At 46.0% G+C, this 24,963-nt stretch carries 26 protein-coding genes and 1 tRNA gene; 21 read left to right on the top strand and 6 right to left on the bottom strand.

Translation table 11 applies throughout. The features are described from left to right. Positions 1 to 41: 41 nt before the first annotated feature. A complete protein-coding gene (locus tag B5D42_RS06855; protein ID WP_139367027.1) occupies positions 42 to 713 on the bottom strand; it encodes a hypothetical protein in 672 nt (223 codons plus the stop codon). Between the two features lie 94 nt (positions 714 to 807). After that, positions 808 to 1,827 (bottom strand): S41 family peptidase, encoded by a 1,020-nt coding sequence (locus tag B5D42_RS06850; protein ID WP_176112930.1) that lies wholly within the window; start codon positions 1,825 to 1,827, stop codon positions 808 to 810. 202 nt (positions 1,828 to 2,029) lie between these two features. Between B5D42_RS06850 and B5D42_RS06845 the strand changes: the two genes are divergently transcribed. The 6 genes from B5D42_RS06845 (at position 2,030) to B5D42_RS06820 (ending at position 7,775) form a co-directional block, all read left to right on the top strand. Beyond that, positions 2,030 to 2,458, top strand: a complete 429-nt coding sequence (locus tag B5D42_RS06845) for a hypothetical protein (protein ID WP_139367026.1) — start codon at positions 2,030 to 2,032, stop codon at positions 2,456 to 2,458. Positions 2,459 to 2,605: 147 nt separating this feature from the next. After that, positions 2,606 to 2,965, top strand: a complete 360-nt coding sequence (locus tag B5D42_RS06840) for a DUF2200 domain-containing protein (protein WP_078830714.1) — start codon at positions 2,606 to 2,608, stop codon at positions 2,963 to 2,965. A gap of 109 nt (positions 2,966 to 3,074) precedes the next feature. Beyond that, the gene (locus tag B5D42_RS06835; protein ID WP_217698797.1) at positions 3,075 to 4,970 is read left to right on the top strand and encodes a hypothetical protein; all 1,896 of its coding nucleotides are present in this window, start codon (positions 3,075 to 3,077) and stop codon (positions 4,968 to 4,970) included. Between the two features lie 4 nt (positions 4,971 to 4,974). Beyond that, positions 4,975 to 5,943, top strand: coding sequence for a hypothetical protein (locus B5D42_RS06830; RefSeq protein WP_078830712.1), 969 nt, complete (start codon positions 4,975 to 4,977; stop codon positions 5,941 to 5,943). 7 nt (positions 5,944 to 5,950) lie between these two features. After that, a complete protein-coding gene (locus tag B5D42_RS06825) occupies positions 5,951 to 6,895 on the top strand; it encodes a hypothetical protein (protein ID WP_078830711.1) in 945 nt (314 codons plus the stop codon). 4 nt (positions 6,896 to 6,899) lie between these two features. Next, entirely contained in the window at positions 6,900 to 7,775 is an 876-nt protein-coding gene (locus B5D42_RS06820; RefSeq protein WP_078830710.1) for a hypothetical protein, read from the top strand. A gap of 11 nt (positions 7,776 to 7,786) precedes the next feature. Here B5D42_RS06820 and B5D42_RS06815 read toward each other — a convergent pair whose 3' ends face one another. Then, positions 7,787 to 8,518, bottom strand: a complete 732-nt coding sequence (locus B5D42_RS06815) for an energy transducer TonB (protein WP_078830709.1) — start codon at positions 8,516 to 8,518, stop codon at positions 7,787 to 7,789. 85 nt (positions 8,519 to 8,603) lie between these two features. On the opposite strand from B5D42_RS06815, the gene B5D42_RS06810 reads away from it, so the two are divergent. The 3 genes from B5D42_RS06810 to B5D42_RS06800 all read left to right on the top strand — a co-directional run bounded on the left by B5D42_RS06810 (position 8,604) and on the right by B5D42_RS06800 (position 12,979). Next, positions 8,604 to 11,114, top strand: coding sequence for a cation-translocating P-type ATPase (locus tag B5D42_RS06810; protein ID WP_078830708.1), 2,511 nt, complete (start codon positions 8,604 to 8,606; stop codon positions 11,112 to 11,114). A 196-nt stretch (positions 11,115 to 11,310) separates the two neighbouring features. Then, on the top strand, positions 11,311 to 11,811 hold the full coding sequence (locus B5D42_RS06805) for a hypothetical protein (RefSeq protein ID WP_139367024.1): 501 nt from the start codon (positions 11,311 to 11,313) through the stop codon (positions 11,809 to 11,811). 52 nt (positions 11,812 to 11,863) lie between these two features. Continuing rightward, on the top strand, positions 11,864 to 12,979 hold the full coding sequence (locus B5D42_RS06800; protein ID WP_139367023.1) for a DUF5700 domain-containing putative Zn-dependent protease: 1,116 nt from the start codon (positions 11,864 to 11,866) through the stop codon (positions 12,977 to 12,979). A gap of 139 nt (positions 12,980 to 13,118) precedes the next feature. Here B5D42_RS06800 and B5D42_RS06795 read toward each other — a convergent pair whose 3' ends face one another. Next, complete coding sequence (locus B5D42_RS06795; protein ID WP_176112929.1) at positions 13,119 to 13,727, bottom strand: TlpA family protein disulfide reductase; 609 nt, start codon at positions 13,725 to 13,727, stop codon at positions 13,119 to 13,121. 338 nt (positions 13,728 to 14,065) lie between these two features. On the opposite strand from B5D42_RS06795, the gene B5D42_RS06790 reads away from it, so the two are divergent. The 10 genes from B5D42_RS06790 (at position 14,066) to B5D42_RS06745 (ending at position 23,044) form a co-directional block, all read left to right on the top strand. Continuing rightward, positions 14,066 to 14,293, top strand: coding sequence for a hypothetical protein (locus tag B5D42_RS06790; RefSeq protein WP_078830704.1), 228 nt, complete (start codon positions 14,066 to 14,068; stop codon positions 14,291 to 14,293). 102 nt (positions 14,294 to 14,395) lie between these two features. Further along, positions 14,396 to 14,854, top strand: coding sequence for a hypothetical protein (locus B5D42_RS06785; protein WP_078830703.1), 459 nt, complete (start codon positions 14,396 to 14,398; stop codon positions 14,852 to 14,854). Next, on the top strand, positions 14,851 to 16,098 hold the full coding sequence (locus B5D42_RS06780; protein WP_217698796.1) for a DUF4407 domain-containing protein: 1,248 nt from the start codon (positions 14,851 to 14,853) through the stop codon (positions 16,096 to 16,098). The genes B5D42_RS06785 and B5D42_RS06780 overlap by 4 nt, the downstream gene beginning before the upstream one ends. After that, on the top strand, positions 16,095 to 17,072 hold the full coding sequence (locus B5D42_RS06775; RefSeq protein WP_078830702.1) for a DUF4407 domain-containing protein: 978 nt from the start codon (positions 16,095 to 16,097) through the stop codon (positions 17,070 to 17,072). The genes B5D42_RS06780 and B5D42_RS06775 overlap by 4 nt, the downstream gene beginning before the upstream one ends. Continuing rightward, positions 17,047 to 18,978, top strand: a complete 1,932-nt coding sequence (locus tag B5D42_RS06770; RefSeq protein ID WP_078830701.1) for a J domain-containing protein — start codon at positions 17,047 to 17,049, stop codon at positions 18,976 to 18,978. Before B5D42_RS06775 ends, B5D42_RS06770 begins: the two co-directional genes overlap by 26 nt. A gap of 10 nt (positions 18,979 to 18,988) precedes the next feature. Next, positions 18,989 to 19,519, top strand: coding sequence for a hypothetical protein (locus B5D42_RS06765; protein ID WP_078830700.1), 531 nt, complete (start codon positions 18,989 to 18,991; stop codon positions 19,517 to 19,519). A 495-nt stretch (positions 19,520 to 20,014) separates the two neighbouring features. After that, entirely contained in the window at positions 20,015 to 20,335 is a 321-nt protein-coding gene (locus B5D42_RS06760; RefSeq protein ID WP_078830699.1) for an ArsR/SmtB family transcription factor, read from the top strand. Continuing rightward, positions 20,332 to 20,823 (top strand): SRPBCC family protein, encoded by a 492-nt coding sequence (locus tag B5D42_RS06755; protein ID WP_078830698.1) that lies wholly within the window; start codon positions 20,332 to 20,334, stop codon positions 20,821 to 20,823. Before B5D42_RS06760 ends, B5D42_RS06755 begins: the two co-directional genes overlap by 4 nt. A gap of 66 nt (positions 20,824 to 20,889) precedes the next feature. Continuing rightward, positions 20,890 to 21,321, top strand: coding sequence for a VOC family protein (locus B5D42_RS06750; protein ID WP_078830697.1), 432 nt, complete (start codon positions 20,890 to 20,892; stop codon positions 21,319 to 21,321). 289 nt (positions 21,322 to 21,610) lie between these two features. Continuing rightward, positions 21,611 to 23,044, top strand: coding sequence for an AAA family ATPase (locus B5D42_RS06745; RefSeq protein WP_078830696.1), 1,434 nt, complete (start codon positions 21,611 to 21,613; stop codon positions 23,042 to 23,044). Positions 23,045 to 23,204: 160 nt separating this feature from the next. On the opposite strand, the gene B5D42_RS06740 is transcribed toward B5D42_RS06745, so the two are convergent. Next, positions 23,205 to 23,278 (bottom strand) — tRNA-Ile (locus tag B5D42_RS06740). 101 nt (positions 23,279 to 23,379) lie between these two features. Here B5D42_RS06740 and B5D42_RS06735 point away from each other — a divergent pair. Next, the gene (locus B5D42_RS06735) at positions 23,380 to 23,994 is read left to right on the top strand and encodes an HAD family hydrolase (protein WP_078830695.1); all 615 of its coding nucleotides are present in this window, start codon (positions 23,380 to 23,382) and stop codon (positions 23,992 to 23,994) included. 20 nt (positions 23,995 to 24,014) lie between these two features. Here the strand turns inward: B5D42_RS06735 and B5D42_RS06730 are convergent, their stop codons facing one another. Continuing rightward, positions 24,015 to 24,269: a DUF4834 family protein gene (locus B5D42_RS06730; protein WP_078830694.1), complete on the bottom strand. Its 255-nt coding sequence runs from the start codon at positions 24,267 to 24,269 to the stop codon at positions 24,015 to 24,017. A 202-nt stretch (positions 24,270 to 24,471) separates the two neighbouring features. Here B5D42_RS06730 and B5D42_RS06725 point away from each other — a divergent pair, with 202 nt between their 5' ends. Further along, positions 24,472 to 24,942: an LSm family protein gene (locus tag B5D42_RS06725; protein WP_078830693.1), complete on the top strand. Its 471-nt coding sequence runs from the start codon at positions 24,472 to 24,474 to the stop codon at positions 24,940 to 24,942. The last annotated feature ends 21 nt before the right edge of the window (positions 24,943 to 24,963 follow it).

Raw genomic sequence — 24,963 nt, 5'->3', positions numbered from 1 at the left:
ATCAGTGGTGTGAATTTACCGGAAAGCATGTTAAGGGATTCTTATTTCAGCAGCCGTGCGAAGTCAATTTCATCAAAATCAAATTCTGGTTGTTTTTCTGTAGACCAGTTCACAATAACGGGAAACAGGCGGGCCTTTGAAGCATCCACCATCAATATATACTTCTCCTTTTTTTTAAATCCGGATGGGCCGAACTGAAATACGGCGATGCCTTTGTTGCTGTCGATGATCCTGATGCGGACGTTGTTCTGGTTCCAGTAATTGCTGCGGTTGATCATGATCTCGGAAGAAGAGCTGGCGGAGATCCTGTTTAGTTTGCTCGGACAGGGGCCTTCCATGGTAAAATCGATTGTAGTACTGTCGGTGATCTCGAATTGAAAATGATTACCGGCATCGGACGGTGTGTACAGGTAATACTGACCTTTCAGCCGGTAAAGCGCGATCCACTTTTGGGGAAAACTGCTGACGGGCATAACCACTTTTTTCAACGGCTTCAGTCTTGTGAGCAATTCAAAATACGTAGCGCTGTCATAGTGGTCGAAGCCGAAATGTATAAGCGGGTTTTTATGCGTGTCTGCGGTGTCAATGAAAATAGCATGATAAGAAGGATAGGGCGTATCGATGACCTGCCTTTTTAAAAAAGTAGTGTCGGCGCTTCGTGCAAGAATGCCCGAACATAATAATAATGCTAAGCAGAGCAGCGATAACTTCATATTGTTATTGTTTTTCCCCAACGGGAGTAAACGCTTCATTATTGCGTAAATAATCTGCCGAAGTTGTAACACAATTCATAACGTTCGGCGAAGCTTATTTTTTCGTCAGCCATTCAACAGCAGCCTTCACCACCAGATCGGCATTCACATCACTAAATGCATCATTGGGCGTAACTTTCTGGTCTGGCTGAATGGATTCCGGTAAACGTTTTTTGTTTTTATTACCGATATAGGCGGTGGAAATAAGAAAATAGGATTGCTGGTTGTTGAATACAAATCCATTCGTTGCATTGGCCATACCGGCCGACGGCTGCCCGAACAGTTTTGTATGCTTCCGCTGGCTGAAAACAACTGCCACTCCTTCTCCGGAACTGGCTGTGCCCGGACCGATCAGTACAGCTGTTTTTACAGGACTAAAGTAAGGCACTTTGTTTTTTACAGTAGCCTGTTTTACTCCATCAATCGTAAAATCGCCGTCCTTGAATGCAGCTTCGTCGGTTGCTTTCCCATTCCTGTCGATATAATAACTTACAATACCATCTCCGAAAAACATCGCCAGCCCGGCGAGCATCGGGCGGATATTTCCGCCGCCGTTGAGCCGGAGATCAACGATCCAGCCGGCGGGGTTGTTTTTCTGCAGGGCAAGTACCGCATCATAGATCCAGTTGGCATATTTGTCGATGTCTTCCTGTTTGCCTGCAGCCATTAGCGGTATGCTGATGTAAGCAATATCTCCGATCATCTGCTTGAGGATGCGCGGTCCTTTTTTCCAGGCCGCTTTGATGGAGTCCGAATAGCGCGCCATGAGTGTGGGATTATCAAGCCGGTACTGATCATCGAACTGGTAATAGGCGGCATGTTTATCGCCCAATGCATCGAACGCGATCTTCAACGCGGGAAAGGTTTGTGCTTTGGTCTTTGCTGTGGCCGCAGCATTATATACCTGCTGCCTGATCTTGGGCCAGTTCAGATTTTTACTGTAAAGAGAATTTTTTTCAAGAATGAGAAGGCTGCTGTCGATATGATTTTTGATGGAATCGGGTAGCTGGCAGTAACTTTTATTCAGCATCAGTAACGCAAATGCAAGCAGTATCAGGTATGGACGCAACTTCATGTTCAGGCAGATTTTATTTAAAATTATTCCATTTTTCGCCATTAAGAAAAACTTGCATGATCGGTTTTTTTAATGTATCTTGTTCTTATCCCCCTGCCAATAGTGATCCGTTTCAGATTTATCGTTATTGCCGATGCAATGGCATTCATTTATATACCTGTATCAGAAAGGTGTTAAACAGTAAACCATAAATCCAAATACCATGAAACCAATGATCACAGCGGCTGCGCTGTTCCTCTTCATCGCCAGTGTACAGCACAACAACCTCTCTGTCAAAAACGAAAGCCGGGTCAATACGGTCAAAAAGACACAGCAGCTGAATGTAAAGCAAACCAACACTGACGTCACCTACATCAACAATGATTCCGACGATTATGCGGTGCAGATCAAAGATGCGGCCACCAACGCTACCATCAGCACCTTCCATCTTTATGGCGCTACTACTTACACGGATTTTCTGGCCTTACCGCTGGGTACCTATAATGTGGAGATCACAAAATGGTCCGGGGCGTCGGCAGTTGTTCCCTGTTACGTGTATACACCGTCTTATAACCAGTCGCAGGTAGCGGGAACGCCTGTTGTTTTCACGAATGTTACGGTAAACGGGCCGCTTTCCATCAACATCTGGTAACAGGCAAATCGTTTCCTTACTGTATAAAGACCTTCCGGCCGGGAGGTCTTTATAGTATCATCCGGGGAAGACAATTGAACTGATTATCTGTTTGTATCTTTAATTTTATCTGCTCGTGAAACCTGAGCATTATCAAATCATACCAATATGAACCAGGCAAGCATCGACAGGGTATATAAAATGTCTTTCGCCGGCGTATACCCGATGTACATTCAGAAAGTGGAGAAAAAAGGCCGCACCAAAGAAGAGCTTGACACGATTATTTTCTGGCTCACCGGCTATGATCAGAAATCGCTGCAGCGGCAGATTGACATAAAAGCCAATTTTGAAACCTTTTTCAAGGAAGCCCCGCAGATGAACCCCAACAGCTCAAAGATCACCGGGCTGATCTGTGGTTACCGCGTGGAAGAGATCGAAGATCCGGTGATGCAGAAAGTCCGCTACCTCGATAAGCTGGTGGATGAGCTGGCCAAGGGAAAGGCGATGGAGAAGATACTGAGAAAATAACCCGGCTTCTGCAACTGCTGCTTAAAAACGGGATGAACGTTTTTGGGGGACAAGCATATCAGGCAGTCTCATAGTACTTTTACCTCGTTTTTTATGAGTTAAAATGACTATGAAATTCCTTGCCTTATTTACAATAACATTACTGGTCGGCCTGTCTCCGGTCTGGTCGCAGAGCGCGGCCTCCGTCCGTGACTGGCCAATGCCGGAAGGTCACAGGACCGGGTTAAGCACCCCCGGGTTCAAAGTTGTTCCAACCTTATCTTTCGAGAATCTCGGCAGCGAAAAACACCTGGTTCTGAAAATGGATATTACAATGGGAACAGCGCAGAACCCTGTTGCTCCTTTTTCTTATCATTATACCTATAATGGTAAAGAATATACCGATCGTGATCTGGGTTTCGACCCTTTTGCATCTGTGCGGATGCAGAAGGCAAGTTTCAGTGTGCTTGTACAGGGCCCTGGTGTGAACCAGGAAGTTCTGTACGAATCAGTCATCAGCAGGAAAGATCTGGGTGTTGTATCGAAAGATGCTGTACTGTCCACTTATTCCTGTCATGTGCAGTCGTTACGAAATGTTTATTATAGCGGAACAGAACCTGTTGAAACGGCCATCCGCAATTTTGAAGAGAAACGTAAGAGCCAGAACCAGGCGCCACCCCAGGTGGCTAAGCCACCGGTTACGGGCAGCAGCGCTCCTGCCATAACATCCGAACCTGTACAAAACAGGGCAACTACTGCCAATACAGCTTCCTCCGGAGCTAGTCAGCCAAGACCGGTGCCGGAGCAGAATAAAACAAGCAGCAATACTGCCGCAAAAGATGATTTCTGGAACGAAAAAAAGCCTGTGCAGGATAATACCAAAACACTTGCTCAGCCAGGCGGTAAAGTAATACCTGAACAGCCCAATCATAAAAACCTGCCGGATTTTGTACGCACAACGGATGGCGGATATTTTCATCGCGGAGCCGATGGAAAGTTCAGGGAGGTAAGCGCCGAAGAATACCAGAAAGCAAAATCGGCCGTAGCAACCAGTAATACAACGCCGGTTAAAGAAGAGCAGAAAATGACGGCGGCAGAAGTTCGCGCCGCTGTTGACAAAATGTTCTCAGATGCCAGGGACCGTGATGCTGCCATTAATGCCAGGATCAACCAGTTCTCACAGGCGATGCAGCAGAATTTTTATTATGCAGAAGCTATCCGTAACGGTAAGCAGAACCTGGCAGAATTAAGTACATTATCGGGTAATTATAATTCGATAGAACAACTGGAAGCTGAGTTCAACCAGAAATACAGTTCCATACGCAGCGAAGTTCAGGGAATAGAACAGGCGAGAAATGCAAAACTGAACAATGCGGTAAATGCCAACTTCAATGGCAGTAGCACCGAACAGGCAATCGGCCAGGGTGTGGCACTGATCGGCAGTATTTTCAACAGCGCCAAAGCCAGCAAGGAAGAGAAGGAAGCAAGAGAGGCATTAAAGGCCGAAAGGGAAAGGCAGCAGAAAGCATTGATCGCAGCCAAACAAAAAGCAAGGAACGATCTGCGTAACCAGCTCCTGAAATCATTTCCCAATGGCGGAACACCACTTACTGCACATAAGGTAACGCAACCCCAGGTATACATGTTCGGTTATATTGTTGACCAGGCAACACTGAATAATGAAGCTGCAGATGTAACGGTGAGTAATGTGTTCCCGGTAGCACAATACTCAGATGGCACTTATCCTTTTAAAACGGTAGTATCCGGTAAACTGAACGGCCTTTCAAAAGGCGATGTGATGCTCGTTGGGTTTTATACCGATAAAAATGCGGCAGAACAAATGCGCAAATCATTTATCGGTCTGGCGCAAAAAAGCGAACTGACCGTAAAACAGGTTACACTCAAACCGGTGGGAAGTAATAACGGTACAGCAGCAACGCCGGCGGATTTCTGGGAAACAGGGAAACAACCTGTAAAAGCAGCAACCGACACAACAAAAAAGAAATCAGATTTCTGGAATAATTAATGCTATGAAGAAGTTATTGGGAATAATTGCCTTTCTGATTGCAGCAGGTTATACAGTACAGGCACAAGGCAACGCAAATGAAGCGAAAGCCGCATACCTGCTTGCTGAAGAATGTTATGGGAAAGCAGATTACAAATGTACGCTTGACTATCTGAAGCAGGCAAGGACCATCCTTGACGGCACCAATTGTAAAATACTGTATCTCCAGATCATGGCAAGCCGCGAACTGTATGCAAAGAGTCCTTACGCTGCAGATATGCTGTTACCATTGATCGAAGAGTTTGAGAAGAGTCCTGACCATGCAACGTTTAATGAAGAAAAGTCGCTGGAGATCACGAAAATGAAATTGGCGTTGAAAAATGCACAGCGGCTTGCAGCGGAACAAAAAAAAGAAAAAGAAGCAGCCGATAAAGCTGCTGTGGAAAAATCCTTTACCACTGCTTTATATTCAGCAGGCCCCTATGGCGTGTCTATGGAAGAACTGGACCGGGCAAAACCTTCATGGAATCTGAAAAAGTGGAAAAAAACCGACATCGGAGCGATTCAGGTTTATTATGACGCGAACCTGTTCAGCATCTCAGCCGAAAATTTTCCCTTTGCCACGAACCGTAAGATCATCAGTACGCCGAATCCGATCACCGGCATCATCACTGCAGATAACAAGATCATCGGTTATCTGGTACAGCTGCTTGAACTAGACCAGGAGAAGTCAACCTTCAGCACCACCTACGACCAGGTAAAGAAAACTTCGGCTTCTTTTGTGGAAGGATTTAAAATAACATTCGGTAAAGAATATACTACCAGGAGTTTTACAGCACTGAGGAACCCGGCTGTGCTGACCGATTGGAGAAAGGGCAGTAAGGGTGTAAGTATGATGCAGATCAGCTTTCCGCAAGGAAGGGCCGGCGTTGCAAAGCTGGTAGAACTGCTGTATGATGACCCTGCAGGAATACTCGATACACTGATCAAATAGTTATACAATGAGGAGATATGTTTTATTATTTGCCGCGCTGATTATTTTCCATTCGGCAAAAGCACAGGTCAATGCAAATGAGGCAAAAGCTGCTTACCTGCTTGCTGAAGAGTGTTACGGGAAGGCAGATTATAAATGTGCGCTGGAATACCTGCAGCAGGTGCGGACCAGTCTTGGAACTACCAATTGTAAGATATTGTACCTGCAGATCATGGCCACCCGTGAACTGCACGCCAAAGATCCGAATGTGGCGGATAAGGTACTGCCGCTGATCGATGAGTTTGAAAAGAGCGCAGATTATGCCTCATTCAATGAGGAGAAATCGCTGGAGATCACCAAGATGAAGCTGGCGCTGAAAAAAGAACAGAAGGCGCTGAAAGAAAAAACAGACAGGGAAAACGCTGCAAATGCAGCTGCCGAGAAAGCATTCAGTGAGGAATTCACACGCTTCGGGCCGCTCGGTATTACGCTGGATCAGCTGAACGAACTGCATCCTGAACTCAATGTAAAAAAATGGAAGAAGGAGAAAATTAATACTTACCATCCCTCCTGGGTAGATTTTGATCTCTATGTGCCAAGCGAAGCCTATCCCTTCTGCACTGTTGATAATGATACTGTTTTTAAAAACAAGATCAGCTCTGTAAACCTGGGCATAGCGGGCGAAAAAATATTGCAGTATCGCTCTGTACTGGCTTATGCAGATAAGAAAGTAAATAAAAATGCACTGGCAGCAACCGTACAGGAGATCATAGCTATCATAAGCGCATATGAACGTAAACTCGGTTTCTCGCCCGTGATCAGCGAGTCTGTTCTTTATGATAAGGCTGCCGGAAAAGTAACAAGTTATGTATGGGTGCGCGGCAACAGGAAAATAGAACTGCACCGCTTATTATACCCCAACGGGAAACTGCCTGTCGCAAAACTGACCGAGATCATTACGTCTAATAATTAACTGCATGAAGAAACTGTTTGTTATTCTCCTGCTGGCGATCGTGGCCCGGTCTGGCGCCCAAACCAATGCGCTGGAGGCTAAGGCCGCCTACCTGCTTGCCGAAGAGCATTATGGTAAAGGTGATATGCAGACGGCCCTGCAATACCTGGATGAAGCGGCTGCAAAACTTGGTTCTGCCAATGCCAAAATTCTGTTCCTGCGGATCAACGTCCTGAAAGAACTGAATACGAAGAGCGGAAGCTATGCCGTTAAGCTCGACAGCGCTATTGCACAGTTTGAAAGAGCACCGGATATGTCGGCCTTTAATGAAGAGAAGCTGCTGGAAGTGATGAAGATCAAACTCGAAAGGAACCGGCTGAAAAACAGGGGTTCAGCAGCGGAAAAAGGCATCAAAGCTTTCCAGGAAGAGAATCGCTGGTATCCGGGAATGCATGTGGATAGTGTGGTTGCACTCAACAAAGCGTTCTTCGATGAGCATTTCAAAAAAAATCCCTCTAAGAAAGGGAAGCTGAGCCCGGACGGTGCAGAAATTATTTATGATGATGCATCACTCAAAAGTTATCGGTTGATCGTTACAAAAGACAATCGTTTGAAAACGTACATGCATATGCTCTTTTATGAGAGCGACCAGTCTGATTTTTCAAAGGCAAAACAAAAATCCCAACCGGTACTCAGCCAATACGGCGACCTGTTCGGTTATTTGCCCGAGCCGGAAATCCTGGATCAGTCGAACACGGGCGCCAAGATCATTACCAACCTGTATAAGTGGAAATGGCAGGACCTGAAGTTTGCTGTGGGTGTACAATATGTTACAGTTCCTCCGGCAACTTATACATCGGGTTGTTATATTCTATTGACAAACGATCCCGAGTTTAAATAAAAGAAACCGGTTCAGGGAACAATAAATGTGATTCCCAGTTTGTGCCCGAAATAATCTACCGGTTCATTCTGGAAGATAGCAGGCTGCCAGTCGCGGCTCCTGCTGACCACGTTTATGGCAGCTTCCTCACAGGATTTACAAGATGAAGACCAGGCTTTGATCTCACTTATCTTCCCGGTTTTGCTTATATTGAAAGTGATGTAAGCCGTGTACCTTCCGGATGCCATGCCTGCATTAATAGGCGCCATGCCGTTCAGGTTCTTTTCGAGATACCTGAGCCAGCCATTTATCCCGCCTTTGAATTGCGGATCCCGTTTTACGATAAAACCTTTGATCTCTTTTCCGGATTCGTCCCAGCCTGTTTGCGCTTTAATATTGGTGCCCGACAATTGTAACCAGGATTTTTTACTGCCATCCTTATAATAATAAGTGAATTCGGCAGGCTGATAATTCTCATAACTGACAACAAAATCCAACTGCCCGCTGTCTGTGAAGTTTTTAAAACTACCGATTCGCCTATCGATAGAATTACTTTCAAAATTTCCCTCTGATTTCAAAACGTCGTTCTTCAGATAATATTCCCTGCCATGCCAGGCATCGTTTTCCCGGTATATTTTCAGCACAGAAAAAGCGCTATCCTTTACAGTGGTTGTATTAGCCTTATTGAGGTACACCAGTGATGTGTCTGTATGAGCCAGGCATCTGACGTAAATAAAAAGCAGGAGTGTCGGGATGAGTTTCATAGTATCATAAATTTAATATGTAATTGTATAAAACCCGTAAAAGAATTAAATTGCCTCTGTCGGTAATATATGATCCGCGTTTATTATGTCTTATAATATACCTGCACACTTAAAAGGACTTACAGCAAATGCCCTGCAGGGATCGCGGCAGAGATTTGGCTTCAATAAGATGGAGAATGAACGGCAGCATACGGTATTCAAGCTGTTGCTGGATACCCTGAAAGAACCGATGCTGCTGTTGCTGATCGCTATTGCTGTGATCTATTTCATCGTAGGCAATTACACGGAAGCTTTTTTTATGCTGGCGGCGATCATTGTCGTGTCGGGCATTTCATTTTACCAGGATAGAAGAAGTAAAAATGCGCTGAAAGCCCTGCAGCAACTCAACGAACCACTCAGTACGGTCATACGCAACGGCGAAGTACAGCAAATCCCCACAAACGAGATCGCTGTTGGCGACCTGTGTATTACGGAAGAAGGAAGAATGATCAATGCAGACGGACAGATCATACACAGCAACGACTTCTCTGTAAATGAAGCTTCATTAACAGGCGAGAGTCTTTCTGTGTTTAAGGATAAAGATTCGGAAGACAATAAAGTATATAGCGGTACCATCACCGTTTCCGGCCTGGCGGTTTTTGAAGTAGAGAAAATAGGAAAAGAAACCCGGCTGGGTAAAATAGGTATTTCTATTTCTTCCATCAAAGAAGAGCGGTCGCCCCTGCAGATTCAGATCGGGAAGTTTGTACGCACCATGGCCATTGCCGGGGTCACTGTTTTTCTGATGGTTTGCGGTTATCGTTTTTACCAGAGCGGAAATATTCTGGATAGTTTACTCAGCGGACTAACCCTGGCAATGTCTGTATTGCCGGAAGAGATCCCGGTGGCGTTTACCACTTTTATGGCCCTGGGTGCCTGGAAACTGATGCGCGAAGGCATCATCATTAAACGAAGCAGTATTGTTGAAACGCTGGGAAGCACTACTGTTATCTGTACGGATAAAACCGGCACCATTACTGAAAACACCATGCATCTGAAGCATCTGTACGATTTTACTTCGGATCAGTTGTATGAAGAAAAGGACTTTTCAGATCCTGTATTGTCAGACCTGATACAGTATGCTATGTGGAGCAGCGAGCCGGTGCCGTTCGATCCTATGGAGAAAACCCTGCATCATATTTATGAAATAACGCAGCAGGACAAAAGAAATGAATTCCGGCTCTTTCATGAATATCCGCTGGAGGGGAAGCCGCCCATGATGACCCACTTATTCGAAAACGACACACAGCAGCGGATCATAGCGGCGAAAGGCGCTCCGGAAGCTATATTGGCCGTATCCCGGTTATCAGATAGCGATAAAGAAAAGGCAAGGAAGGAAGTTGCAGCGCTGGGTAAAAAAGGGTACCGTGTTCTGGGCGTAGCCAAAACACATTTCGAAGGCCAGGGTTTTCCGGAGAAACAACAGGATTTTGATTTTGAATTCATCGGGCTGGTTGTTTTTTATGATCCTCCGAAAAAAGGGATCAGGGAAGTCTTTCAGCAGATATACGATGCGGGTATCAAAGTGAAAGTGATAACAGGCGATAATGCAGATACTACGCAGGCAATTGCGGCACAGGCGGGTATCCGTAATGAAGCGACGGCAGTAAATGGGAGCGAGATCAGTAGTTACGAAGAAAACAGGCTCGTGGTGGTAGCGGATCAGACCACCTTATTCACAAGGATGTTCCCGGAAGCTAAACTTTCTGTAGTGAACGCGCTGAAACGGAAAGGCGAAATTGTGGCTATGCTGGGTGATGGCGTAAACGACGGACCGGCATTAAAAGCGGCGCATATAGGGGTGGCAATGGGAAGCAAGGGAACGGAGATCGCAAAAGCTGCAGCAGCGCTGGTGATCACCAACGACGACCTGGGAAAGCTGATCAGCGGGATTGCAGCGGGGAGAAGAATTTATGCGAATATCAAGAAGGCGCTACAGTACATCATCTCAATCCATATTCCTATTATCCTTACGGTATCGCTGCCCTTATTTCTGGGCTGGTTATATCCGCAGATCTTTACACCGGTGCATGTTATCTTTCTGGAGCTGGTGATGGGCCCAACCTGTTCAATTGTTTATGAAAATGAACCGATGGAGCGCAATGCGATGAAACAACCTCCGCGGATGCTAACAGATACATTCCTGAACTGGCGCGAGCTGGTCATCAGTATAATCCAGGGCATAGTCATTACGGCAGGTATTTTACTGGTGTACCAGTATATGGTGAAGTCAGGCGCAGATGAAAACAAAACCCGGGCCATGGTATTTGCAACACTGATCTTTGCGAACATCCTGCTGAGTTTTGCAAACCGGTCTTTTTATTACAGCATATTTTCGACCTTCAGGAACCGTAATAACTTACTCCTGATCGTAACGGGTATAACATTGCTGCTGTTGCTGGTCATGCTATACCTTCCGCCTGTGACAGCTTTCTTTAAAGTAGCCAGCCTTAACCCACATGAAATGGGCATTGCAATTCTGGTTGCAGCCGCATCTGTTCTATGGTTTGAAATATATAAATGGGTGAAGCGGATAAAGAAAAACGGGAAAGTATAACAGCTGTCCGTAGTGGTTTTAACAGGTATTTAAATGATGTTCGGTCACTGATTCAAACAGTTCAATAATTATAACTTTTCTTCGCAGCCCGATTCCGCTAAGTTTAATGAAAGCCGAACTGAGGACGTGTCCTATACATAATAGAAACAGAAAGCAAGACAGGTAAGGCGCGGCCGGTTCCATTAAACTAAATTCCGTGAGCAAGCCAATCGCAATCCTGTATTGCCTCTTAATTTCTGTGTGCCTCAATGCACAAAACGTTACCGATCCATATTGGTATAAAAATGCACTGGGCATCAAACCGGGTGCAAGGAATGCGATCAGTTCCAGGCATTTTCTAAACCCGGATAAAGCAGTAGAAGGACTGATTTACCTCTCTGAAGCGGATTTTCGCATCACTGGTTTGTATGAACGATATTATAAGATCGGAAAGTTAAAAGGGTTCAGCTGCTATTATGGTGCAGGAGCGCATATCGGCTTCTGGAGCGAATACTGGAAAGCACTCTTTCCCGACCGCAAGCACGGCGCAACTTTCGGTCCGGATGCGATCATCGGGCTGGACATGAAAATTCCCGGTGTGCCCATTAACATCAGTCTCGACTGGCAGCCTTCGTATAACATAACAGGTGAAAAAGGTTTTGACGGTGCAAGAGGCGGGGTAGGATTGCGGTATACGTTTGCGGATTTCTTCCGGTGAACGAGGCAATAAAGAGATAGTAATATCTTTACTGCAATCAAAACATTGCCTCGTGAAAAACCATTCCTTACGTCGCAGCCTGTTACTCTTTCTGTCAGGTATGCTCTTTCCTGTCGTTACAGTGCTGGCCGCTCCGGGCTTACAGGTAATAGTAGATGCGGAAAGTGCTAAAGCGAATATTGCCCTCCTGGGAAAAAAGCAGGTAACCGACCAGGAACTCAATGACGCCGCCGCGTTATACGGCAACCAGCAGCTGATTGCAAAAGTAAAAAGCTACAGCGGTGCGGGTAAAGATGTGTTTATAAGCACATTAAAGGCGATGATCATCGATGGAAATATAAAAGGCGATGATCCTTATAACTGGCGTTCGGTAAAGGCAGCGCTTCCGGAGATGAAACAATTGATCGGGCAGATAGATGCGAACAGCGCATCCTTTATCGAAGAGGTAAAGAACAGTATTCTTTCTTATACACCTGCAGGACTCGATATCACCATCAAAGCCTGTTTTCTTGCGGGCGGCGGGGCACTGGGTTTTACGATCGGCAACGACAAAACGTTTAATGTGGCCTTGCAGAAACTGGATAATGATTTCAACGCGATGAAATTACTGGTGGCGCATGAACTTTATCATATCGTACAGGCCGAAGGGCAGTCGATGCGTAAAAAAACGATCACCGGCAAGGATCCTTATTTTCTGCAGGCAACGGCAGCATTGCTGGAAAACCTCTGGAGCGAAGGTTCAGCCAACCTGGCGGGCGATTTTGCGGGCTTCGAAGGAAAAAGTGCATTTGCAAAAGAACAGACCGCCGAATGGGCAAAAAATGCAGATCGCAGACGGGAAAATTTTGCATTATTTGAAGCGGTACTGTACAAATCTTACTACGACACATCGGCAAAACGTTACGAGCAGCATTACAATATATGCTTTAGCACCGCCTATGACGAAACCGCCTATTTCACCGGCTACGAAATGGCGAAAGCCATCGTGAAATATAAAGGCAGGAAGGCACTTGCAGATCTTGTATTAGCCGATCCTGCAAACTTCATTGCCGCTTACATCGATATTTATAAATCTGAAAAAGATAGCCGCCTGATCCGGTTCGATGCATCAACAGAAGCAATAGTTGCAGAAATGCTGCAGCGGAGCAGGGAATGGGTAAAACCATAAGGATATTCTGAAGCAGCAAGGGGGTGATGTGGCTACACTACAGTGGACAAACGTCTCCAAAAGCATATTGTGTCTCCGCAACCATTGCCCGAAGATTTTACCTCCGCAACTGTCTCCTGAAGGAGACATTGCGGTTCACTTACTGCAGTGCTTCACTCAATGCCCCCATAAAAGGTTTCTTATAAAAAGATTCAACCCAGGAAACAAACGCCGGACTGGCCGTTTTGGAATTGACCCTTGAAAGTTCGCTATGAATTTCCACATAACTTTTTGAAGGAGCTACAGATTTCAACGCATTATAAAGTATGTAATCCGTAATTAGTTTATCGCTTGGAATGCTCACTTTGTTACCGGCCAGCAGCCCGTTTTTATCAAGGATATAATAGCTTGGATATTCATCCGTAAGTAAGGCTTTTGCAATTGCAGCGGCTGTTTTCGTCTTAAGCAGCTCCGGCGCGATGGTAAGATGTATGCCAGGAATCTGGTTATCCCTGATATACCTGCGCCATCCGGCATGTTGTTTGGAAACAGGTATCGCAATGGTAATAAAGGCAAGGTTGGTATCGCCTGCAAAATGATCGAACCGCTGTTTCCAGAAAGGGATCTCATTGGCGCAGGGCGCACAGCCTACAAACCAGAGATCGATGTAGCAGACTTTTCCTTGGAAGGCAGCAAGACTTATTTTTTTTCCGGATGTATCTGTGAACATGATGTTTTTCCCGAATGCGCGGCCAGTATAAAGATTCATGCGGGTAGTGTCTTCGGAGATCTGTTCTGCTATGTTTTGCGCCTGTAAACTAAAAACATTGCAAAACAGAAACAAAAAGAATAATATTCTTATCAGCTGTGTTCTTTGCTGTTTGTGATGTTTTGCGGACGTAGGCATTTTTAAATATAAACATTGTTGCTCGGAGCTGAAACATTTTGGTGCTGAAGATTTACGGGTTCCCGTAAAAATATCATTCTCAAGCAAGGTAATTTTACGGATCAACATTTTCTAAAAGACAGTTGAGCGTTGCGAAGCATTCAGACAACTGTCTTTTAGAAAATGTCTCTGCTCCTGAAATTAAAAACAGTCTGTAAGCCATGACACAGTATAAGAACTTAAGCGGTACTTCAGGTATCCTCGCATATGAAATAGGTACAGACAGCATTACTGTTCAGTTTAAAAGTGGTCAGTATTATTTATACAATACCAGCAGTACGAGCGCTTTTAATATTGAGCGCATGAAGCAGCTTGCGGTAGCTGGCAGCGGATTAAGCACTTTCATCAGCACAACGGTAAAGGATGGATACCATCGTAAATGGAGGTGATGAAGCGCAACAGCCCTTGCTTTTGTAAGTACGGGTCCTGATCACAACTCTCGGAAAAAACCGGTGATACCGGCCAACAGTCTCACAACTAAACTAATACCCATGAAAACGGTAGCAGCTATACTATTGTCTGTCCGGTACCTGTTTGTTTTCAGGAAACCTACACTCGAAACGATTCGTTTCACGAATATAGTAGTGGATGGAAATCCTTATTTGCTGTTTACCTGGAAGACTGTCGACGCTTTATACCTCAAGTCGCGCCAGTTAGGTTTCCGAAGCAGGTCTTCTGAGGGCTCGGCCTACCGGATGATTCCGGCGGATACAGCTGAAGTTGAACTCAAACTGGGCAATCTGTGGTACAGCAGGAAATTCGTTTTGCAATTGATACGCATCGACGCAAAAACACTGGCGCAGGTTTCGGGTACAAAACCTGTTCCGTGCAGGCCGCAACCCCAATTACCTGTACCTAGACCTTTTGGGCAGCTGAAATCAGCGGCTATATCCGCACCCGTTTTTACGATCAAACAACCTGTGCTGCAAAATTTATTGTATAATATATGAACACCGAAAAACAATTCTACGTTTCGCCCAGGGCAACAAAGATCATGCGTATCTTCTGGAAGGCTGCCGGTGCAGACCATTACCTCTTGCAACAAAGCACTTACGGCGATCAGATCAAATATGTCTGCCTGGGCGGCATCATCATTGCAACGGGCGTGATGGCAGCGATTGCCGGCGGGTATGCTTTCTATACCATTTTTGAACCAAAGGGCAACGCGATCGATTCTTTCAGAACAGTATCGGGTATCGCGGGTAATTACGACCAGACGCACTGGCCTACCGCCTTGAAGGCACTGGTATTCGGATTGATCTGGGGCCTGATCATCTTCAACATAGACCGGTTCATTGTTACCAGCACCGGTAAGGGCGATGGTACGGAAGCCATTACAAAGAAGGAATTTGTCGGCGCGCTTCCAAGACTGGTAATGGGTGCTATTATTGCACTGACTATCTCCAAACCCGTGGAGATACGGATGTTCAAAACCGAGATCGATGTGGCGCTGCATGAAAAACAGATCCAGCAGCAACAGAGTTATAAGGCGAACATTGATTCGGTATTCAATGGCCAGATCAGTAAAAAAGAAAGCCAGATCAGTCCCTTTCTGGAAAGGTTAAAACAGTTAAACGCCATCGGCGATACATTACAGGGCAGAATCAACTATGAAATCTCGCACGGCGGATGCAGTGATAAATGCCAGGAGTTCAAGCAACAATTTCTCAAAAATGACGAGGCTAAAAATGCAATCAAAAATGATCCTGAATACCTCGCTGTAAAGCAGCAACTCGACGATCTCGAAAAAACACGTAAACAAAAACTCGACGAGTCAGACAAGGTGGCTGCCGGGCTGGATGGCCTGCTGGAACGCATCAAGCTGGCACATGAAAAAGCCGGCTGGGTTATATCGTTGTTCATCACCCTGCTGTTCATGACCATAGAGCTGACGCCTATATTCTTCAAACTGATGCTGATCAAATCGCCCTATGATTATATGGAAGAAAATGTGAAGGAACTGCTGAAAGCACAGCAGGGTATCGAGATAAAACACAATTATTATCCTGAAAAGGAAGGAATTGAACGAGACCTCGTGATCAACCACGAAGTGATACGGGTGCTGAAAGAAAAAATACAGATCCTCGAAACCCAGAGCGAACTGAGTGCTACGGCGATACACAGCTGGAAGGAAAAAAAGAAGGAAGATATTGCCGGCAACCCGGAGAACTTTATAAAAGAAGACCAGGCATGAGAATGAAGATCACCAAACGCTTCATGGTGGGGATGATCGGTATTGACTATGATGAGCTGAGGAGAAGCGCGGATAAAAACCTCGACCGGTTTCACTGGGCGGCCATTTTTGTTGCGGTCATCCTGATGCTCAGTCTTTTTTCGGTCTATTATGCGTTCGAGCTGATGTTTCATAAATGGTACGTGCAGTTTCTGCTGTCTTTGTTCTTCAGCCTCATGTTCGGTATCATCTATGTGCTGTTGTTGCAGACCATTTCAAAAAAGCCGCTCGGACAAAAACAGGGCCGGTGGTTCAATGTGCCAAACCTGTTGCGGGGCGGGTTCATTTTATTCATCGGGTTCCTGTTGTCCAAGCCGGTAGAGATCTTCATATTGTCGATGCCGCTGGATAAAGACATCGCCCGGTACAGGCAGGAATTGAATATTTCTTTTGAACAACAGACAAAGAAAATATATGCTGCGGATATTGCACGGCTGCAGATGCGGCAATCCATAGCAAAGAACTTGGGTAATGAGGATGATCTGCAGCAATTATCAGTCAGGATCAGAGCACTGGAATTGCAACAGTCAAGGGCCATTCAGAACGCGTCAGCAAGGATCAGCGGGTCGCCCTTTTTCCTGGAGCGTGTTCGCCTGGCAGCAAAACATTACCGGTCATCGTGGGTGATATGCCTGGTTATCCTGATACTTTTTTTTACACCGGCTTTACTGGTATATACCGTATCATCCAACAACAGGTATTATATAGGAAAGAATGAGGCCGAGGAGGCGCTGGTAATGACGCACTATTTACGTTTCAGGGATTTGTATACAAAGAACTTCCTGGAGCGGTATAACCTAAGCGGTATATCGTTCTATGAAACCCATACCGATCCGCCATTCCGCAATCACCGCACAAAAGCGCCGGGCTGCGACAGTCAAAAAGACTTTTTTAATCGTTTCAGAAATTATGGACTTCCGGAAAGAATATTATAAGATCCTTGGTGTTGAAAAGAACGCAACCTCGGCAGAGATCCGGCTGGCATACCGCAAGCTGGCTGTCCGTTATCACCCCGACCGGAATCCCGGGAAACCGGAATATGAGGAAATACTCAAGGAGATCAACGAAGCCAAAGAGGTACTGTTAAATGATGAAAAGCGGTTCGCGTACGATGAATACTGGCGCAATATCGAGGCGGATAACAAGACCAGTAAAAAGCCGGCACAAGAGTCAACTTCCAAAACCACGGTACGTACGCGTAAAGTGTACCGCGAAATCAGGATCTATATTACAGGAACGATATTCATCAAATACCGGGCGCCGCAGGATACGGAGCGGTCAGATCCGTCCCTGCGGGAGAGTTTTTATCTGATCCATGCAACGCAGGCATCCGCAACAGTTGATAAAAAGGATTGTATCTGGTCGGAGCAGCATCCGGAAAGTTTCGGCGGCATATTTCAACGTTACCCGGCTTTTCCGCTTTCCATACCACAACCGCTGACAATATTGTTCAGGGATGGCGTTCTCAACACGTATTATTCATTATCGATTCAGGAACTCCGGATTCCCGACCCCCAGATCATCTGGGTTACCAAACACGAGAACCAGAGTTTCGGAACGATCACAGGCCGGTTCTATGGATATGTGAATGATTTTGAAGAGCAGGAGATCAGCGAAACGGTTACGGAAGAAACGCCTGATATGTCGTTTGAGTTTTCTGGTCCCACGGGAAAAACGGAACAAAAGACCGAGGGTAGTTATTCTTTTGTGCGCGAAGAATATTATCATTCGGATGGCAGGCCCTACTGGGGCAAATGGTACCGGCAACGGGATGTCGGTGGTTTCACGTTCGGAGGAAGAAGACGTGTGCCAACGGGTGGTTGCCTCGGCTCCACCGGCGGCGGGTTCGCGGGAGTATTGCTGCTGGTGTTGATGCTGCTCAAGGCGCCCTATCTTCTCCCTTTGCTGCTGTTCTTCGTTATCCTTATGTTACTGGGCCGGTTAGCTGGCGTAAACAAGGGAAATTTCACTTCTGTATTGATAGTTTGCGTATTCGTAATTTATATTGTTGTACTGATATCGCTGCTAAGCGGCGAGCGCTCTACGAGAAGATCTGTTGCCACAACAAGAACAGAATCGCAGCCCCGGCAGTCGCCGCCTGTTCTGGAAACGGTGAGGGATTCATCTGATCAGGCAGATACGCTGGTCACCTTTTATCGTGAATGGACAGACTGCGCAGGCAATACCTATGCAGGTAATTATAGTTACCGCAGATCCGAACTTCGCAGTGCCCGGGCATTTAAACAACAATTGCCTGCTGGCAATGCAACACCGGCAGGATATGATGAAGTGATCCATGCGTTAAAAGAGAATGATGCTTCGTACATGACCGGTGTTTACCGCTTGTTCGATTCGTTAAAGCAGGCAAAAAATCTTTCCAGTACCTCCTTTGCCGCAATGGTTATGGGCTTTGTGCAGGACATGCCATACAGTGTTGTATTATCCGAAGCCTGCGATGCAGCGCTGTATAACGACGAGTTCATCACACACTATCTTAAGTCAGCCGGTGCTATTTGTGCGCCATATCAGCGCTTTGGCATTTACACACCGCTCGAATTTATAGCCAGCGGTAACGGCGATTGCGATTCGCGTACATTGTTCAGTTACCTGGTACTGTCTCACTATGGTTATGAAGTTGCCCTGCTGAGCAGCGAATCGTACCGGCATTCGCTCATTGGCATGCAGTTGCCCTACAGCGGCCAGGCATTCCGATATGAGAACAAACGCTATGTATTATGGGAAACAACAATGCGCGGGGCACAACCTGGCCAGGTAGATCCGCAGATCAGCAACATGCAGGCATGGCGTATTTCGATGCTGAACCAAACTTTCACCAATTAAAACCATTTATATGATTGCCTCGCGTACTTTTTTATTATTGCTGATTGCCTTAGTAACACTGCTCATAATAACCGCATTGCTGCGCGCAACAGAACGCCCGTTCCGGAAGTTGGAAGAGATCGCTTATAAAGAAACCGGCGCTTATGCTGCCTGGCTGGGCGGCACTGCTGCTATGCTGGCGATCAGTTATCTGCCTGCCATACAGGTACTGCTGGAAGCACTGGATTTGATATACGGCTCTCTCTCAATGGCCAATACGCCGCTTAATGTAAAAAAATGTTTTACAGCAGCACTAACTGCAAGTTGCATAATACTGCTGATCGCAACGGCTTGTTTCTGGTGCTGGATAATACTAGCTGGTTTTATCACCAGGCCGGTTCTCGGAAAAGCCGCCTTGCAAGAGGAAATGGCACTGAACAACATCAGCTACTTTATCTGCAGATACACGATCATTATCCTTTGTATGCTCGTTCTGATGCCGTTTTATCTGGTGGTCTTGCGTTATTTTCTTCCGGCTGTAAATACGCCCTTTTACCGGTAAGGACTCAAATGCAAACGATCCCCGGCAGCCTAAGCGACCATGAATCAACACTCTCGTGCAGCGCTGCGTCCTTTCGCGGAGACCTCACCGAGATAGTAAAGACCCTGCCGATTTGCAAAGACACCTTTCGGGGTTCGGGCGTAAATAGTAAAATCGTTAGGATCAACTGACAACCAAAATATCCTACCAGTCTTTGCAGAGGCGCCTCTTTGGGTTCGGTGCCGAGCGAAGCGGCGGTAATCGAAATGATGCGCAGCACATTTCGATAGAGGCCAAAGCAGCGCTGGCGCAAAGACGATGCCCAGCGGCCTGAGCGCTCATAACTCAACCCTCGAGTCAGGCCTAAAATTTGTAATCGGCTTTAGAAATGACATGTAGCGTACTGCACTGACATCTATTGAAGGAGCCTCAGCGAAAAAATCTCTAAATTAATTTGCGAAACTCAAAAGTTGCACATATATTCGCAACCTGAAAGTTGCGTAATTAAAATCAAACATGAAACAGGATATCTTCCAGGCCATCGCCGACCCCACACGCCGGGCCATATTAATGTTACTCGCCGTGCAGGCATTAACCCCGAATGCAATGGCGGAGAAATTTGATATGACCCGCCAGGCCGTATCAAAACATATTAAAGTATTGCACGAATGCGAATTGATCAAGCCGGAACATAGCGGCAGGGAGATCTACTATCATTTCAACGCCAAAAAAATGCAGGAGTTCGATCACTGGCTGGCGCAGTTCAGGCAAAGCTGGGAAACACAGTTTAACCAGCTCGATCAATTATTAACCACCATGAAAAAAAAGAAATCATGAATAACGATCTGCTATTTGAGTTCAACGTAGACAAAGCCGCGCAAACGGTATACATCACCAGGGAATTCAATGCCGGCCTGGCCCTGGTCTGGGATGCATTCACCAAACCCGAGCTGCTCGATCAGTGGGGTGCACCGGCACCCATGCGTGCCCGTACAAAGTATATGGATTTTAAAGTTGGCGGCCGCCGCTTTTACGCTATGATCAGTCCTGATGGACAGGAACGCTGGGCGGTACAGGAATTCACTTCCATCACACCGAAGACCAATTTCAAAATGTACAACGCTTTTTCAGACAAAGACGAAAACCGCGAACTGCCCGGCTCTGAATGGGATTACAATTTCAGCGAACAAAACGGCATTACCAAAGTGCATATCGTTATTTACAATGAATCGTTCGAGCGCCTGGAGAAATTACTGGAAGGCTTCAGGATCGGTTTCACCATGACTTTGAAAAACCTGGAAGAACTGCTGGCTACATTATCATAATAAAAAAGAAAACATATAGGCACGCTGAAAAGCGTTCTTATCCATAACACTTAAAAAATACAAATCATGCGAGCCATTCATCCCTGGATCAACTTCAACGGCAATGCCGAAGAAGCGTTTACTTTTTACAGATCAGTTTTTGGCGGCGAGTTCACAAAGCTCATCCGCTTCAAAGACCTGGCCAGCGCCGAATTCCACGTTCCGGAAAAAGAGGCCAACAAGATCATGCAGATCGTTCTGCCCATCGGCAAACAGAACCTGTTAATGGCCAACGATGTTCCCGAATTCATGGGCCGGGTAAACGAAAATGAAAACCGGTCTAAAATAGTAGTGAGCACAGAAAGCCGCGAAGAAGCCGACCAAATCTTCAACGGCCTGTCAGCCGGCGGAAATGTGGAAGGCCCGATGGGCGAAGGCCCCTGGGGTACTTATGCCGGGATGTTCAGGGATAAGTTTGGGATTGAGTGGATTGTGGAGTTTGATCCGGATTATAAATAGCTGGATATAAATGTAGTTGAAATCGGCCTCTTACAAGGGGCCGATTTCATTGGATGAAGCTAATCAACACTCCTCTTATATGGTTAGATGGCAAAGACTTCCATTGCCTCCCGACGCGGTAACGCTCTCGGCAAGTACCTCTGCGGGGATTCCTTGGCCCATTGATTTTATATTTATTACACAGTATATTCAGCCACAAGTTCTTTTTTTCCAGACTTGTGGCTGAATATATTTTTTTATATTTGTCCATAACCATATTTTTTTTCAACTTGTGGCTGAATATAATCTCATGGAAAATGTAATAGGAAGGCTTGAGGAAAAGAAAATTCTTAACAGAATAATGTTTTCAGGTGATGCTGAACTCGTTGCCATATATGGACGGAGACGGGTAGGTAAAACATTCCTGATCCGCGAAACCTTCAGGAAGGAGATTGTATTCGATTTTGTGGGGATCCACGGTGCGAACATGTCACAGCAACTGGAGAACTTTTCAGTATCGCTCCAGAAGGCGAGTAATACCTCCGTTCCGTTGATGCGACCTGCCAATTGGATACAGGCGTTTAACCAATTGGAGACATTCCTGACACCAAGGCTTAGGAAACGGAAGGCAGTTATTTTCTTTGACGAGTTCCCATGGATTAATTCTCCGCGATCGGGGTTTCTTGAAACTTTCGCCCATTTCTGGAATAATTGGTGCGTAAATCAAAAAAACCTGATAGTTGTTATTTGCGGATCGGCCGCTGCCTGGATGATTAAGCATGTCATCAATAACAAGGGCGGTTTGCATAATCGCATCAGCCAAAAGCTTCATTTGATGCCTTTCACACTCGCAGAAACCGAAGCATACCTGCAAAGCCGGCATGTTAACCTGGATCGCTATCAAATCCTTCAGATTTATATGGCAATCGGTGGTATTCCTCAGTATCTGAAAAATATCAAGCCAGGGCAAAGCGCTGTCAATGCCATTAACGAATTATGCTTCACAAAAAACGGATTGCTACGCGGAGAGTTTAGCAATTTATACCAATCCTTGTTTGACAAAGCTGATCATCATATCAACATTATCAAAACGTTGGCATCGAATAAAAGTGGACTGACACGCAATGAAATAATCAGTGCCTGTAATCTGTCTTCAGGAGGAACCACTTCAAAAATAATGGAGGAATTGATCGAGTCAGGTTTCATTACACAATATGTTCCCTTCAAAAAGGACGTACGTGAAAGCATATATAAGGTCACAGATGAGTTTTCACTGTTCTATCTGAAATTTATGACAGGCAGGAGTGCGACAGCGAAGGATACATGGGACAAGATGAGCGGAAGCCCATCGTGGAGAGCATGGAGCGGGTATGCGTTTGAGAGTATTTGCCTTAAGCATGTTGAACAGATTAAGCGCGCACTGGGAATACCGGCGGTATTAACCCAGGAATCAGCCTGGCGTTACGTACCTGGGAAAGGAGAAGACGGCGCGCAGATAGATCTTTTAATCGACAGGCAGGACAACTGCATCAACATCTGCGAAATGAAATATTCCACAGCCGAATTTACAATTGACCCCGCCTACGCCAAAGAGTTAAGAAACAAAGTGGCTGTTTTCAGAAGTAAAACCAAAACAAGGAAGACCTTGTTTGTAACGATGATCACAACGCATGGAGTAAAGAAAAATCAAAACTATCTTGGTCTTGTACAACAGGATCTGACAATGGATACTTTTTTTTCGTGATAGGGGTTGCAGGTGCTTGAATACTGAATGTTGCCAATCAAAGTAAAAGGGGGACTCTTCGCCGACTTTGCTTCTCATTAACTATCAGGCATGAACCGTAATGAATAACATTCCCAAAACAAAAAACCGCCAAACATTGCTGTCTAACGGTTTCTTACTGTGGGCCCACCAGGGCATGATCCTGGGACCCCCTGATTATGAGTCAGGTGCTCTAACCAACTGAGCTATAGGCCCTGATCTTACGATCTTGGGCGGCAAAAATAGAGAAATTAAACTATGCGTGTGCAAAAAGCTAAAAAAATTACGGCTTACCGCGGGTGCCTTAAGTTTGTACCATGAATCCTGTCCGTAACATCATATTCGACCTCGGTGGTATCTTTCTCAACCTCGATTATACCCGTACAGAAAAAGCTTTCGAAGCCCTGGGTATCAAAGATTTCAGGAGCATGTTCGCCCAGCATCATTCCAACCCGCTGTTCGAAGACCTGGAAACCGGTAAACTGAGTCCGGAAGGTTTTTACAACGCTTTCCGCCAGGCCACCGGCACCGTTATCACAGATCTCGAGATTCGCGATGCCTGGAACGCCCTGCTGCTCGATTTTACGGAAGAACGCCTGCTCTGGCTGGAGGAGATCGGCAAAAAATACCGCATCTTCCTTTTTTCCAATACCAACCAGATCCATGCAGATCATTTCCTCAACCAGTTCAGCCAGCTCAATACGGGCCGGCATTTCAACGATTATTTCATCAAAGCCTATTATTCCCAGGAGCTGGGCCTGCGTAAACCGCATGTGGCATCCTACCGGAAAATACTGGAACTGGAAAACCTCGAGCCGGCAGAAACCCTCTTTATAGACGATACCGCCGTTAATATAGAAGGCGCCAAACAGGCCGGACTGCAAACCATCCACCTGGTTGCGCCACGCACCGTGCTCGATCTGGAATTATAATATTATAGTAAGGAGACTGCTTATTTCACCTCTTCAAAGTCGATGTAGTCGCCGGCCCGGCTGCCTGTACCCGGTTTGGGCTGTGCCGCCTGGGTCTGTGCCTGGGCTGCGTCCCGCGCCTGTTGTGCCTGGCGGGCCTGCTGCTCCTGTACCTGCTGCATTTCGCGGATCTTATCCTTCATCTGGGAGGTTGCCCTGCTCACAGGTACCACAAACTGGGTAATGAACCTGTACAGCAGATAGATCAGCAGGGCGTATAATAATATCTTCGACATAGCCCGTAAAGGTATAATAAATCCAAAAATGCAGGCCGCACCACGCAAGTGGAAATGTTAAAACGGGGCGCACGGACAGCCTGCATTGAAAATTTGAAAATAATCGCCGGATTTACTACATTTGCAGCAGGAAAAGAACAACAGAAGGGAACGGAAGCGTTCCCTTCTCCTTTTTCCGTACCTGAACAAAGGAACAGCGAGTATGGCAAATGAAACACAATTGGCAGCTATTGAGCAGATGATCGGCGAGCTGCTGGCAGATGAACCGGCCTATTTTTTCGTGTCGGCACGCATCAAGCCTACTAACAATATTAAAGTGTACCTCGACGGGGACAATGGCATCGCTATCGACAAATGCGTACGCTTCAACCGCCAGCTGTACAAAATGATAGAAGAAGCCGGCATGTACCCCGAAGGTGAATTTTCCCTGGAGGTTTCATCGCCTGGCCTGGACGAACCCCTGAAACTCCTGCGCCAGTACCATAAGAATATCGGCCGCAATGTGGAAGTGGTATTCACAGACGGAACAACCCGCGTAGGCAAACTGCTGGAAGTGGCCGAGGCAGATATCCTGCTGGAGCATACGGAAGGCAAGGGCAAAAAAGCGGTAACACAACAATTGGTTATACCATTCAGTAATATAAAAACAACAACCGTTCAAATTAAATTTTAACCGGAAAGCAGCTTATTGCTG

Origin of the sequence: Sediminibacterium ginsengisoli, assembly GCF_900167075.1 — a bacterium.
GTDB lineage: Bacteria > Bacteroidota > Bacteroidia > Chitinophagales > Chitinophagaceae > Sediminibacterium > Sediminibacterium ginsengisoli.
The sequence above is the reverse complement of the archived record's forward strand: the minus strand, read 5'-3'. Positions and strand labels throughout refer to the sequence as shown.